General features: G+C 48.3%; 13 protein-coding genes. 5 read left to right on the top strand and 8 right to left on the bottom strand.

Features of this window, described 5'->3' with window-relative positions; genetic code table 11:
- Positions 1-34 precede the first annotated feature (34 nt).
- From TREBR_RS13240 to TREBR_RS13205, 8 genes are all read right to left on the bottom strand, one after another.
- Positions 35-1,237, bottom strand: coding sequence for an ABC transporter permease (locus tag TREBR_RS13240; RefSeq protein ID WP_169310645.1), 1,203 nt, complete (start codon positions 1,235-1,237; stop codon positions 35-37).
- Between the two features lie 162 nt (positions 1,238-1,399).
- Complete coding sequence (locus tag TREBR_RS13235) at positions 1,400-2,665, bottom strand: ABC transporter permease (RefSeq protein ID WP_169310644.1); 1,266 nt, start codon at positions 2,663-2,665, stop codon at positions 1,400-1,402.
- 26 nt (positions 2,666-2,691) lie between these two features.
- Entirely contained in the window at positions 2,692-3,411 is a 720-nt protein-coding gene (locus tag TREBR_RS13230; protein WP_013759675.1) for an ABC transporter ATP-binding protein, read from the bottom strand.
- 249 nt (positions 3,412-3,660) lie between these two features.
- The gene (locus TREBR_RS13225; RefSeq protein ID WP_013759674.1) at positions 3,661-4,761 is read right to left on the bottom strand and encodes a hypothetical protein; all 1,101 of its coding nucleotides are present in this window, start codon (positions 4,759-4,761) and stop codon (positions 3,661-3,663) included.
- Complete coding sequence (locus tag TREBR_RS13220; RefSeq protein WP_013759673.1) at positions 4,758-7,394, bottom strand: hypothetical protein; 2,637 nt, start codon at positions 7,392-7,394, stop codon at positions 4,758-4,760. Before TREBR_RS13220 ends, TREBR_RS13225 begins: the two co-directional genes overlap by 4 nt.
- Before the next feature lie 227 nt (positions 7,395-7,621).
- On the bottom strand, positions 7,622-8,254 hold the full coding sequence (locus tag TREBR_RS13215) for a GyrI-like domain-containing protein (protein WP_013759672.1): 633 nt from the start codon (positions 8,252-8,254) through the stop codon (positions 7,622-7,624).
- A 29-nt stretch (positions 8,255-8,283) separates the two neighbouring features.
- On the bottom strand, positions 8,284-8,958 hold the full coding sequence (locus TREBR_RS13210) for a GyrI-like domain-containing protein (RefSeq protein WP_169310643.1): 675 nt from the start codon (positions 8,956-8,958) through the stop codon (positions 8,284-8,286).
- Positions 8,943-9,203 carry a DUF3795 domain-containing protein gene (locus TREBR_RS13205; protein WP_013759670.1) on the bottom strand — a complete coding sequence of 87 codons (261 nt, stop codon included), beginning with the start codon at positions 9,201-9,203 and terminating at the stop codon, positions 8,943-8,945. The genes TREBR_RS13210 and TREBR_RS13205 overlap by 16 nt, the downstream gene beginning before the upstream one ends.
- Positions 9,204-9,723: 520 nt before the next feature.
- On the opposite strand from TREBR_RS13205, the gene TREBR_RS13195 reads away from it, so the two are divergent.
- From TREBR_RS13195 to pheT, 5 genes are all read left to right on the top strand, one after another.
- Positions 9,724-9,909, top strand: a complete 186-nt coding sequence (locus TREBR_RS13195) for a hypothetical protein (protein ID WP_013759669.1) — start codon at positions 9,724-9,726, stop codon at positions 9,907-9,909.
- Positions 9,910-9,929: 20 nt separating this feature from the next.
- Positions 9,930-10,571 (top strand): leucine-rich repeat domain-containing protein, encoded by a 642-nt coding sequence (locus TREBR_RS13190; protein WP_013759668.1) that lies wholly within the window; start codon positions 9,930-9,932, stop codon positions 10,569-10,571.
- Positions 10,572-10,798: 227 nt separating this feature from the next.
- Entirely contained in the window at positions 10,799-11,470 is a 672-nt protein-coding gene (locus TREBR_RS13185) for a hypothetical protein (protein ID WP_041610470.1), read from the top strand.
- Positions 11,471-11,624: 154 nt separating this feature from the next.
- Positions 11,625-11,765, top strand: a complete 141-nt coding sequence (locus TREBR_RS14380) for a hypothetical protein (protein WP_013759666.1) — start codon at positions 11,625-11,627, stop codon at positions 11,763-11,765.
- Positions 11,766-12,016: 251 nt separating this feature from the next.
- Positions 12,017-13,738: a phenylalanine--tRNA ligase subunit beta gene (gene pheT / locus TREBR_RS13175; RefSeq protein WP_013759665.1), complete on the top strand. Its 1,722-nt coding sequence runs from the start codon at positions 12,017-12,019 to the stop codon at positions 13,736-13,738.
- Positions 13,739-13,777: the final 39 nt, after the last annotated feature.

Raw genomic sequence — 13,777 nt, 5'->3', positions numbered from 1 at the left:
TTGTAATTCTCCTGTTTCAATCCGAGTATTTGTTTTAATTTTCTGAGCGCAGCGCTTCTGCCGGCTGGACGCTGAGCGCCATCCTTGCAGGCAGTATGCACGCGATTACGGCCGTTAAAAATCCGGTAAGCGCAAATTCCACGTACCGCCCGAAGGTCAGATTCGGATATAAAATCATTTTTATATTAAATCCTTCGTACGAGTTAAACGCAGAGAACTGTGCTAAGTTGATTCCCGTTTTGTTCGTGATGTTTATCAAAACCGCAGCGGTAAGGGAGCCGAAAACCGTGGCGATTACAGATGTTATAATCGTTTCTAAAAGAAATAAAAGCACGACGGTGCTGCCGCCCATTCCGAGCGATAAAAGGGATCCGATTTCTTTTTTGCGCTCCATAACGCTGAGCATTGAGGAATTGAAAATAACGATTGCTGACAGGACGAAAAAAATCAGCGCAAAAATGAAATAAATCTGATCCGTAAATTCCAAAAACTGCAAAAATGAATTTCCTTCAACCCATGGAATGATTTCAAGATCGGAAAAATCTTCCGATTCTTTTAAGGAGGCAGCAAGTTTTTTTGTTTCGGCAATATCCTGCCAGTTATCCGTAAAGACGAGGATTTCTGTTGCGTTTCCATTCATCCGTAACAGGGACGAAGCCTGCCCAAAATCCATAAAGATAAAGTCGCCCGCGTAATCTCCGTCAGAAAGGTGGACTACCGCCTGAATGGTGAGCGTGCAGCCGTTCGTTCCGTTGCGTGCCGTCTGCGTCATAATGGTGAATTTGTCGCCGGCACTCAGATTGAACGTTCTGGCAAAGTGATTCGTCACAACGCACCTGCGTTTTGGTTTTTCGTTTGACTGTGTTGCCGGCGGTGCAGTTTGTTGTGTCAGCGGTGCAGTTTGTTGTGTCAGCGGTGCAGTTTGTTGTGTCAGCGGCGCAAGATCGCCGCTTAGAATTTGCATATCTTTGTCTTTAAAGTAATTGCTGTTTGCAAAATCGATTCCGAGAAGGCTGACTGTTTTTGTGTCTTCGTTTTGATAGACAGCCGCTCCCGTAACGATTTTAGGCTCGGCTCGCGTTATGCCCGGAAACGACTCCAGTTTTTCTACGACGTGCGCCGTATCCGGGATGTACTGGCTGAGCGGATTGATACGTTCGTTTTTTGTGTAGAGCGGATTTCTGATGCGGACGACGCCCATTTTGTTATGGACGATGTTGAATTTCATATCGTCCATAGAACCGTACTCCGTTGCCATATATAACGTAACAAAAAGCGTAACTAAAAAAAGCGCGCCGCCGGTCAGTATTGTCCGCCGTTTGTTGCGCCTGATGTTTTTCCAAGCCATCATAAAAAGAAGGCTGATATTTCCCGATTTCATAATTCCGTTCCTTATTCGTCAGTTTTTTCTGAATATGTCCGCAACTTCTTTTTTTAAAATCGAATTTGTCGGAATAAAGGCTGCGGCTCCCGCAACAAGTAAAGCACCGAGCGTTACGCGGATAAATCCCGGAATGTCCCAGCCGCTTTTTATAAGTCCCGAAATCCGATAGCCGAAGCTCACGGTAGAAAGCGTCGATGTAAAGTCAATGCCTTTTGCAGAAAGCGGAATGTTCAGAAGGCAGGCGACGGTGCAGCCTATAATACAGCCTACAATTCCGATAGAAACGCCTTCCCACATAAAAAGCCGTTTTACGTAAAATGAACTGTAGCCCATTGCTTTAAGCATTGCAATTTCGTTGCGCCGTTCCATTACGCTCATAAGCATTGTGTTGCTGATTCCGACTGCGGCAATTATGAACATAAATGCCATTATAACATTGCAATATAAGGAATACATATCGTCAACAGAAAGAATGTCCGCCTGAATGTCGCGCCAGCTTTTAAGTTCCGGACCGTTGTGTAAAAGGTCGGTTTTTTTAATTTCAGCAGAAAACCGCTTGAAATTCCTGTCGGCAAGTCCGCCGCCTCCAAGCCCTACATCTATTGCGGTAACGGCTTTTTCCATAGCAAGCATTTCGTCGATATAGTCGATGTCCATAAAAATATACGAGGAATTTATTGCCATGTTGGGGCAGTGAATGATTCCTATAATCGGAACGTCGATTGTCTGCGAAAAACCGCCGCGCCCTTTACACTGAACGGTAATAAAGTAGCCGGGCTGAGCTTTCATATCGTCTGCCATCCAGCTTCCGACAACCGCACCGGTGCAGGCGCTTCCGTCCGCTTCTTTTTTAAGCCATGTGCCTGACTCAATGCTTTCATGAAGTGAAAAAACGTCCTTTGCTTTTTCGCAGTCAAGCGCGCTTACGATTCCTGCCATACTTCCCGACGTTTCAAAATAGTCTTCATTAAAGTAGATTTCACATTCTGTCTGAATCTCTTTTGTGTACGGAAGTTTCTTTGACTCAAGATACGAGATGATTTTTGACGAATCGTTTTCTTCTATAAGATAGTCCATCGGAAGCTTTTTGATTTCTTCAAAATAACCGTCTGCCAACAGCTTTGCTCCCGGAGTTTCATATTCAAGAATGTTGATTTCGCTTTCGTTTGAAATCCCGAAAATGAGTGCGTCGAACAAAACGGTAAAAAGCACGCCGAATGCAATTGCGCTTGCCGTAACCAGCGTCCGCCTTTTATATCGGAATATATTTTTCCATGCCATTTTTAATATCATAATTATACTCCGATTTATTTTTCGTCCAACATTCCGTCTTTCAGGCGGATTATGCGGCGGACATTTTGCATTACAAGCTGATCATGGGTCGAAAAAATACAGGTTATGCTGTGCTTTTCGTTCAATTCTTTCATCAGGTCAAGAATCATTGCACTGTTCTTTGAGTCGAGGTTTGCCGTCGGCTCGTCGGCAAGAATGACGGCAGGCTCTTTTACAAGTGCGCGCGCAATTGAAATGCGCTGCTGTTGTCCGCCGCTCAAACGGGAAGGGATTCTGTCCTGCATTCCGTCAAGTCCGACTTCTTTCAAAATGGACCATGCGCGCTCTTTTACTTCTTCTTTTGAAAAGCGATTTAAAAGCTGCAGGGCAAGTTCCACGTTTTCCTGCGCGCTCAAAACGGGAATCAGATTGTAGCTTTGAAAGATGAATCCGATTTTTTCACGGCGCAGAAGCGTTTTCTGCTTTTTGTTCATTTTGGCAAGTCCGCTTCCGTCAACAAAAATATCGCCCGATGTGATTGAGTCAAGTCCGCCGATAAGATTTAAAAGCGTTGTCTTTCCGCTGCCGGAGGGACCGGCGATTGCAGTGAATTCGCCTTTTTCGATGACAGCGGAAACTCCGTTGAGTGCGTGAACTTCCGCGCTCAAGTCCACTGATTTTCTGCGGGAATTCTTTTTTTGTATTCCCATGGAATAGATTTTGCAGGCGCTGAGAATTTTTACGATTTCGGTCACATTCTCTCCTTAATTACGATGCGATGTTTAATTTATACGCGTATAAAAGTTAGCATAGTATAACTTGTACCGTCGATTTATTCAATCGCTGAAATTCGATAACGCGGAATCGAAAGTGTACGGTGCGGAAGTTGCCGGTATGCTGACGATGCGCATCCTTACGCTGGAAAACATCGGCATAACGTTCAGTGCGGAAGTTGCCGGCGTCACCGGCGCGGCTTGTTTTCCGCACTGCGTGACACGCCGGTTTTATTTCAGGTTTTTGATCCAACCGAGGACTTCCGCGGCGCTGAACGTCCGATCGGGAAAAAACCGGATACCGTCGGGCAGTTCCATGATTTCGTTTTCGACGCAGCCTAAAACGGCGTCGAAATCGGGTGAATCAAGCGGAACGTCGGGGACGGGACTTTCACTGTGCGCGTCATTGCGGTAGGCGCGGGAATACGCGGCGGCGGCGGCACGTTTTCCGGTACGGACGGTGTACAGGTTCCACAAAAAACGCGCGCAGACGATGCGCGTAACGATTTGTTCTTGAGCGACCGGCCGGACGGCGGCGGTTCCGGCGGAAACCGGCGTGAACAGATTCAGCGACGAAAGACGGCTGAAAAGTTCTTTTGTGCTCATTTTTTTGCCGCCGGTTTCGTTCAAAAATAAATCGGAATGATCGTGTATGACTTGAACCAGTTCTCCGGCGGAAAGTTCGGTGCGCGTGGCGTACGAGGCGTCCGGTTTGACGTTTTTATCGGAACGAATGTCTTTGAGCGCCCAGGCCGTATCGCGCAGCGGTCCGTACGCTTCGGCGTAAACCTGATCGAGGGCGATGAACGCTGCGTCGAACGCCGCCGCCGCTTCCGCATACTTTCCTTCCCGATAGCGCGCGACGGCGGATTCGATTGCAAGCGGCGCGGTGTCGTCGCTGAGTTCCATCCGGGATTCGATCGGAATCGACGGATCGAGCCGGTATTCCAAAATGAGAACCTGCGGGTCGCCGGGATTGATTTGCCGCGCGGCTTTAAGCTGCTTGGCGGCGTCTTGCGTTTTGCCTTCGGCAAGAAACGCGCGTCCTTTAAGCGCGTACAATCTGCCGCGTGCGTTTTCACTGAGCGACGGATTCGCCAGCAACGCGTCGATACGGGCTATGACGGCGCTTGCGTCTTCCTGCGTACCGGCGGCGGCGAGCAGCCTGCCGTCCTGCAGAATGATTTCACGTTCCATTTCCGTTACGGGCAGCCGATCCTGCGGATCGAGGTTTGAAACGTACACGTCTTGTTGAATCGAGGCGCAGGAAACGCAGAGGCAAATCAGCATTCCCGCGGCGGCTCCCGGTAAAAATTTTTTCAGTGCGTTCATTGTGCTATCTTCCATGCGGTCAGTTTTTTATCGGCGGTCAAAACGATCATTTCCCGTTTTTTGTCGCCGGTAGTGTCGGTAAACACCGGTCGTCCCCATCCGGGGCGGGGGAACGAAGGGAGCAGTTCCAGATCGGCGGTAAAGCCGTAAACGACGCTGCCGTCCGGGCTGACGAAAACTTCGGCGGTGCCGTCGTCGTTGCAGTCGGTGACGGTGAGCGTTCCGGATTTCGCCTTGTAGTTCGGAACGGTAACGCTCAGTACGCCGCCGCCCGTGTCGACGCGGTGTACGGTTGCGTCCGCTGAAAGCGCGTAAAAATACGGGCCGCCTGCCTGCACGTTCGTGTAGAAAACGCCGTCGAGCTTTATCGGAAAGCCGTCGGCGGGGATTCCGTTTTTCCAGAGATAAAAGGTTCCCGCCTGCGTGACGAACGCCGTATACTGCGCGCCGCCGATGTCCGCCAGCGCGGGCGACCCGAATGCGATACCGTTTACTTTAAGCGGTTCGCCGGGCGCCGGTTCGCCGTTTGCGTTTAAATGGAACAGTTCGCCGGTAAATCCTTTGGCGTATACAGCGGCGCGTGCACCGAGTACGGTCGGTTTCGACATAAGCGAACCCGTCGCAGGTACGGCGATTTTTGCGACCGTTCCCGAAGGTGAAACGCTGCACAGCAGATTTCCGGCGGCGGGGAATACGAGCGAACCGTTCAGCACGCTGCCGTCGGCTTTGGGTGTTTCTCCGGTAAGAACGGGAAATCCCGGTACGGGCTGCAGTTCTCCGTTGAGCAGGTACACGGCGCCTTGTGCGGTTACGGCCCATACTTCGCTGCCGGCCGCTTCGGATTTTACGAGGAACGATTTTTCGGGTAACACGTAGGTTGTCCGGCGGAGCGTCTTGGTGTCGAGCTGCTGAACGTTCGTTCCGTCTTCAATCCAATAGACGCGGGAGGAGCCCTTCGATTCGGTAAGAATGAGCGCCGGATCGGGAGCGCCCTCCAGCTGCATCGGATATCCGTGTACGAGCGTTCCCGCCGGATTCCGCTTGGCCTGCGCGGTCAGGCTGCACGCAATGATTCCGTTTTTCACATTGACGTCGCAACGCCCGATGTTGTACAGGCGGAAAATATCCGACGGGAGCGATTTACCGCGGGCAAAGAACGGAAGGCTCCGTTCCAGATCGTAAAAAAGGCTCGCCGAAATTTCAGTCGGTGCGGAAGCCGAAACGTCCGTCCAGTTTTTATTTTTCAGGATGTGTGCGTTTCTGCTGCGTGCGGTGTATATTTCGGAAAGATTTTCCGGAGATTCCGAAAAATAAATGAATCCGTCCTGTATCAGGTAATACGGGCGGGGTAATTTTACGCCGAACACGGACAACAGGTTTTGAAAGAATTGCGGAATTTGCAGACAGGGAATACGCACGCCGTCGTAAATCAGACTGTTTCCGTTCTGTATTATAATAGAAGAAAGAAACGTATTGAATATTTCCTGCCGCCGCTGTTCGTCCTTTATCTGGAGGACGAAAACCGGATCGTTTTTGCCTTCAAGCCCGAGAACGCCGATTTCTTTTCCCGTCCAGGAGAAAATCAGCTGTTCAAGCGGAATGGAAAACAGGAACCGGCACATCGAATCGGCGTTGCTCCACAGGGAGTCGAAGCGCAGTGCGTCGGGCAAAAAAGGAACGGCGGCGTTTTTGATCTGTTCAAGCGTGCCGGCGTTGAGCAGCGTGTAATACTGCGTCGATTCGGGCAGGCGCTGCAATACGGCCGGCAGTGCGGACGGCGTGGTCAAAATCGGCTCGAACGGATCGCCGGGTTCGGGATTGGCGAACGGCACTTGAATGTTCAGCCGTATTTCTTCATCGGTTATGCCGAACGACACCGTACCGAAGCTTTCCGCCGGAATGTAAGCGCGCAGTTTTGCGAGCAGCGGATTGTCCTGCGGAAAAAGATTGAACAGATTCTCCGCGTTTACGGCTATGCGGATGGGATTTGCCGCTTGCGATTCCAGAACGGTTTGCGCCTGCCGGTTCGCGGTTCCCGTTTCGAGCGAAGCAAGGCTTTGCTGCAGGAGTTCGCGATCGGTGGTTACGACGAGCAGATTTTTCATCGGTTTTACGAAGAACGTTCCGGCGTCCGTCCGGTATTCAAATCCCGAATAAGAGGCGGAACTGACGTAGACGAGGCCGGGAACGTTCAGAAACGGCGCGGCAAAATGGGAGATTCGGGTGAGCGTCGAGAGCAGATCCATTTTGATGACGGCAATATACCGAGGTTCGGCGCCGTTTTCGGTGTAAAGCGCCGCGTCTACCCTGCGGGAAAGAATCCGTTTAACGAAAAAGTTCCGGCGCAAGCCGGACGCGCGCAGATTGATGAACGATTCGCGGAATCCCGAAAATTCGGGCGTCGCGAGAACCAAGTCGGCGGCCTGCAAGTCGAGGAGCGGTTCCGCCGCCTGCCGGATCGAGTCGGTCTGAACGTACGCGGCGAACGGTTCCGGCAACGCGTTTACGGGATCGTACGTGTCCAGTACACAATATAGTGCCCAGACGCAGAACGCTGCGAGAAGGACGGCAAAAAAGATAAGAACGGCGCCTCCTATCTTTGCAATGACGGATCTTTTTTTGCCGGTTTTCATACGATACTCCCTGACTGTTGGACTGTTTTGATGTTTATACAGAATATCATCTGTCAGGGTGTTTGTAAATAATAATACCGCTGTGCGGGTGCCGGACGCTCGGTATAATGCGACACCGGGCGTTCAGCGTACCGCGACCACGTACCACGACCACGACCACGACCGCGTACCACGTACCACGACCGCGACCGCGTACTGTGCCGCCTGTTCACCGCACGCCACGCGTTTCAGCGTTTTTTTACCGGATGCCTGACGACCGTTTTCCGTGTTTCCGGCGAACATTTTCGGGGGTCGGACAGGTATATTTCGTGGTGAAACCGGCAGTCGGTAATATCGGTGACGTATCCGTTTTCCGCGGCGAATCGCGTCATTGCGGCGACCGTTTCCGGTTCCGCGTCGTACGGCCCGACATGCATACATTGTACGCACGTACCTTCTTCATAGGTAAAAAAATACGCCTTTGAAAAATCCTTTTTCTTTTTTGCCGAAGCTTCGCCGCACGCCCAGTCGAAATCGTCCTGTGTGACGAAGTCCGGCAGACGGATTACCGAAATCCAGTTGAACGACGCTTTATGCGCGTAATCTACGCCGGCAATTCCGTCCTGCCACCAAAATCCTTCCAGCGGCGGGACGACGTATTCAAAATAACCGTCCATTTTCCGGGGCCCCTTGTAACTCATTTTGAGGGTAAACGCGATGCCGTACAGCAGCGAGATCGCTTCAGGATATTCGCCCGCCGGATCGTTCGGGTCTCCGGTACCGCGCACCGCAACGTAATTCATGGACGGAATTTCGACGAGCGTCGGTTTTCGCGGCGGTAAATAAAATTCTTTGTACTCTTTCTTGAAATCGAATGCCATATCTGTCTCCTTGTGAACGCGGCGTCCCGCTAAGCAAATTCGTGCTCGCGTGGACAAAAGCCGCCGGTTTGCCGATTGCAGTCGCCGGTTACGCCGAGTCTCATGATCGTTTTAAGATTTTCGGTCCGCGTTTTGCGCGAATCGTTCAAATATACGTCGTGCGTATACCGCTCGTGCCGCAGTCCGTGTGCCTGCGCGAATGCAATCATCGTGCCGAGGGTTTCGTTCATCCGGTTGTAGTCGCCGCGATGAAAAGCCTGAACGCAGCGTCCGCCTTCGATTACCGAAAACTCCGCACGCGATTCGTCTATCCGTTTTCCTTTTTCGGCCGCGATCATTTTTGCCCGCCGTACGTGTTCCGCCGTGATGAACGGCGGCTGTACGATCATCATAGTCCACGAAAACGCAATCTGCGGCGTACTTTTGTCCAGATACCAGCTTACTTCCATCGGACTGACGGCGTAATCGGTATCCAGCGTTTTCCGGGCTATCCCGAATTTGAGTTCGTACGAAAGGGTGAACAGCGTTTTACAGGCGAGTTGAAACGGATGTCCGGCTCCCTTGAAAGCGATGCAATTCATTCGAGGAACGGTTACGAAAAACGGTTTCCGTTTGGTACTGGTGTACAGTGTTTTCAGACTGTCGTCGGGTTCGTATATTTTCATACCGGAGGTTCCTTTTTTACCGCTCATGTGTTTTTCCATATCCGACATTGTTCGATCCGTTTGCCGCCGTCGCCCTGTTCCGCATCGTACGCGAAACTGTTCAATTGTGCGCACGGAAATTCGGCGCATTCTCCGCAGTACGCCAACTGCTTTCGTTCACAGCAGGTTTTTACCGGGCACGATTCGCCCCAGAACGGCTTGCGTATTGCCGTGCACCCTGCGCAGCGGACTTGCTCCTTATATCCGCATTCACTGCAACGGATACCGCATCTTGATTCTATCATGGAAACCTCCGTAAAAGTCAAACGAAAGTATCACCTTTCGGCCTGCTTTTTTAAACTAGTATACGCACCGAAACATGACAGCGGTGTGTCATGTTCTGTCGGTGATTCGTTTTTTTTCGGGCGCGCCCCTCCGCTCCCGGCTGGAAGATTCCCATCATTGTGTTCTGCTGTACTTTTGCCTTTTTGCATTTCCTCATACGTCCGGCGCTGCGAATTACCGCGTTCCGTTTCCCTTTCCGGCCGAGCCGCTCGGGTCGGGCTCTCCGCTGTAATTCCCGTACGCGTCGCATTTGCATCGGCGCCCCTTTCCGCCCACCGCTGCAGAAAATTGCCGGCATTCGGCATTCGCTGTTTACCGTTTACGCCGCGTCCGCTCATTTCCGCTTCGATCCCTCGCGCCTTCGTAAAACAGAAAAAAATTGGAAAAAAGGAAAAGGTGTGATAAACTGATTTTAAGTAATAGTATTTATTCAGAAAATCCTATGAATTTATATAATTTTAATTATAAGGAGCGTAAGTAATGAAAAAAATCGTAATAAGTGTGATGTTGGTAGTCTTACTATTTTGTATAGGGTGTAAAAAAAAGGAAATAGGTAATATTGAATCACAAGCTGAAAAGCAAGTAGAAGATTCAAGTGTATCATCTGTTGAAGAAAAAGAAACTATCAAATTAAAGGATTTAATACAATTGAACAGATTGATTTAGAAAACAACGGATTTACAGAGATGGAAGACTTTGTTTTGTTTGCAAAAAGTTTAACAGAAAAGCAAAGAAATGAAATAGAAAATATATCACTTACAAATAATAAATTTTTAAAATCGTTGCAAGGTATTGGAGGTTTTTCAAATCTCAGAGGTCTTTATATTTATGAAGGAACTTTATTAGAAACTCTTGATGGAATTGAAGAGGCTCCTTCAATAAGACGTATTATATGTAATATTGAAACTTTACATGATGTATCAGCATTAGAAAACTTGCCAAAATTAACTTATTTATCACTTATGGGAACGAATATTACAGAATTACCAAATTTAACTAATACATATTTAACTGATTTAAATATTGGAAAAACTAAGATTTATAATATTTCAAATTTACAAATACCTGATGATTTGGAAGGTTTTGGATACGCATTTATGAATGTAAATAGTTTGTATGAAGTTCAAGATATATTTGATTATACAACAGGTTTAGCTCTTTATTACAATAATATAACCGAGATTCCAGATGATTTAGATTTTAAAAAGGTTGAACGCGTATACTTAGCAAATAATCCGGTTGCAGAACCATATAATGCTGAAGATATTCGGTTTATTAAGAAGAATGGCGTTACTTTTATGTTTGGTAGTCCTGCAAGTGAGCAATAGATGAATATATTTCCACTTACTGGTATAAAGTTGACGCCGAGGGTTATCCTGACGGCTGGGTCTACGGTAAATATCTGGATATAGAAAACTGATGCGGGAAACACTGTGTTTTTTAGCATAGCATCCGCGTTAGGGGGTGAAAGGGTGCGAAGCTTGAGCCCTGGAAAAGACGCCCCAAAAAGAAAGAAGAAAAATGTTGAGCCATTAATGAAATAAAGGAGCAAAGAATGATGCAGGAACGTATAACAAATAAACGAAAACAAGTCGTATTTTTGTTAGTATTATGTTTGAGTTTGTTTTTTGGATGTACCAAAAAACAAGAGGCAGTAAAGGAACCAGAAATAAATCCAGAAGATTATTTAAAAGTTTCATTTACAGAAATTGTTGATAATTATTTCTTTAAGGATGATATTGATGGTTTACAACAGTGTATTGGTAAAATTGTAACATTTGAAGAAATGAGTAACTTATATAAAAAATATGGAAGTAGAGGTTACTTCATTTCATATGATTCTATGAATTTTCCTTACCTTATATCCATTACTCCTCGAATTAATATAACTGCAGCTAAAACCATGATTTATACAACTAGCAGAATAAATAAACCTGATGGGAATAATGATACAAAAATTATTGACATAGTCCATATGGAAGGGGCTGTTGGTAACTCATTTAGTAATTTTGAATTAAGAAAAGATCATCCAGATGGAGGATTCTTTACTGTTAAAAATTATATAGGTGTCGTAGAACGTAAGGCGAATACCGGGAAATTTCCAATTCCTTTAGGAAAAAAAATTATTCCAGATTGGATTGTTTCAGTTAATGAAGAAGGAAAAATTATCATAACAAAACCAGTTGATGATACCATGTTTTTCTACATACCCGATGAACCGGAATAAGATTAAGACTGTAAGAACCTACTCCTTTGGGGGAGCGGAAAAGCGTTTTGTTTATCGGGGAACACTGTGTTTTTTAGCATAGCATCCGCGTTAGGGGGTGAAAGGGTGCGAAGCATAGAATGCGGAAAAGCCGTGTTTAATAGGAACTTTTAATATGAAAAAACAAATGATACTTTTAATTATAATGACAGTATGTTCTTTGATGGTGTATTCACAAAATAATGATGAGTATGAACTCAAAGATTCGGTTGGTAAGTGGATACTTATAGAGCCAGCTCAAAGCAGTTCCGGTTAAATGGTAAATTACCGGCAGTCATCGGCGGTCTGCGCGTCTTCCGATAGCCGAATACGTTTCAGTCGGGTATCGCATGATTTTCGCATGAAATAAAACGGCATTCAGCCTGCCGGCTTTCAATGGTAATTCAGTTCGCTTTCCGTCGGAATTTCGGTTCGGAATTTCAGCCTGAAATGCCGGTTTGCCGCGTCTGATAGACAACCGACAGCCGTTTTGCTATAATGATAAAATATTGTTACAGAGGTGCTGTCATGCCTAAAATAGAAGTCAATGAAAAACTTTTCTTTAACCTGCTAGGTGAAACATACGATTACGATACGCTTGAAAACCGTCTGACGTGCGGCAAGGCGGAACTTGATGAAAAACCCGATATGTCGGTAAATGCGGATGATCGGGTCATTAAAATAGAACTGAACGATACCAACCGTCCGGATTTGTGGTCCACCGGCGGCGTCGCGCGTCAATTGCGTTTGCACAAAGGCGGCACGCACGCGGACTATACGGCGTTTCTGTCCAAGCCGGGTACGTTGGCCGATTGCGGAAGCCGGACGGTAACGGTCGACCCGGCGCTGAAAGAAGTTCGGCCGTTTATGACGGCGTTCGTCATTTCCGGAAAACCGATCGACGAACCGATGTTGCTTGATATTATCCAAACGCAGGAAAAATTGTGCTGGAACTTCGGACGTAAGCGCCGTTCCATTTCGATGGGTGTGTACCGTTCGGCGCTGATTCAGTGGCCGGTTCATTACGTTGCCGTCGATCCGGATAAAACGTCGTTCGTACCGCTTCAGTGCGATCAGCCCATGACGTGCCGGCAGATTCTGAGCGATCATCCGAAAGGCAAAGATTTCGGCTGGATTTTAAAGGATGCAAAAAAATTCCCGCTTCTGAAAGACGATAAAGGCGAAGTCATGTCGATGGCACCGATCATCAACAGTGCGACGCTGGGAGCGGTAAAAGTCGGCGATTCGGATCTGCTGGTTGAAATGACCGGTACCGATATGCCGTCGCTGCTTTTGGCGACGAACATCGTGGCGTGCGATTTTGCAGACGCCGGCTATACGATATTACCGTGCAAAGTGGAGCATCCCTACGATACCGGCTTCGGCAAAACGATTGTGGCGCCGTATTATTTTCAGGAACCGGCGCACGCGACGCTGCACGCGATCAATAAAGTGCTGGGCAGTTCGCTTTCCGCCGCCGAGGCGAAAAAAGCGCTGGAACGCATGGGAAACACGGTCAGCGTGGAAGCCGGCAGCGATGCGGTTCTGACGGTGCTGCCGCCGCCGTACCGCAACGACTTTCTGCACGAAGTGGACGTTATAGAAGACGTTATGATGGGTATGGAATTGTCGTACTTTGCACCCGAAAAACCGCGCGATTTTACGATCGGACGGTTGTCGCCGGTAACGCTGTTCAGCCGCAAAGCGAAGACGCTCATGGTGGGACTCGGTTATCAGGAAATGATTTTCAACTATTTGGGCTCGAAACGCGATTATATCGACCGGATGAATATCGACGGAAAAGACGTTATTGAAATCTCAAATCCGATGAGCGAAAATTATCAGTTCGTGCGCCCGTCGATTATCGCGTCCCTGCTGGGAGCCGAAGCCGGTTCCGGCAACGCGATTTATCCGCACAAGATTTTTGAAATAGGTAAAGTGGCGTTTTTGTGCGGCGAAGAAGTAACCGGCACCCGGACGCGCCAAAGTTTGGGCTTTGTAACCGCAGCCGGTGACGCGAACTTCAACACGGTGGCGAGCGAAGTGGCCACGTTGCTGCATTTTTTGGATCACGAATATTGCGTGGAAGAATCCGACGATCCGCGCTTTATTCCGGGCCGTCAGGCGCGTCTGCTGGTAAACGGCAGCGCGGTCGGCGTGTTCGGCGAAGTGCATCCGGCCGTTCTTGAAAACTGGGCGATTACCGTTCCGTGCGTTGCCGGCGAACTCGATATTGAAGCCTTGATGTAACATTTTACAACCGGGGACGTCTTTTTCGCGCGGTGAGGA

The organism is Treponema brennaborense DSM 12168 (assembly GCF_000212415.1).
GTDB classification, from domain to species: Bacteria; Spirochaetota; Spirochaetia; order Treponematales; family Treponemataceae; genus Treponema_F; species Treponema_F brennaborense.
Note: the sequence above shows the minus strand (reverse complement) of the source record. Positions and strands in the feature narration are given on the sequence as shown.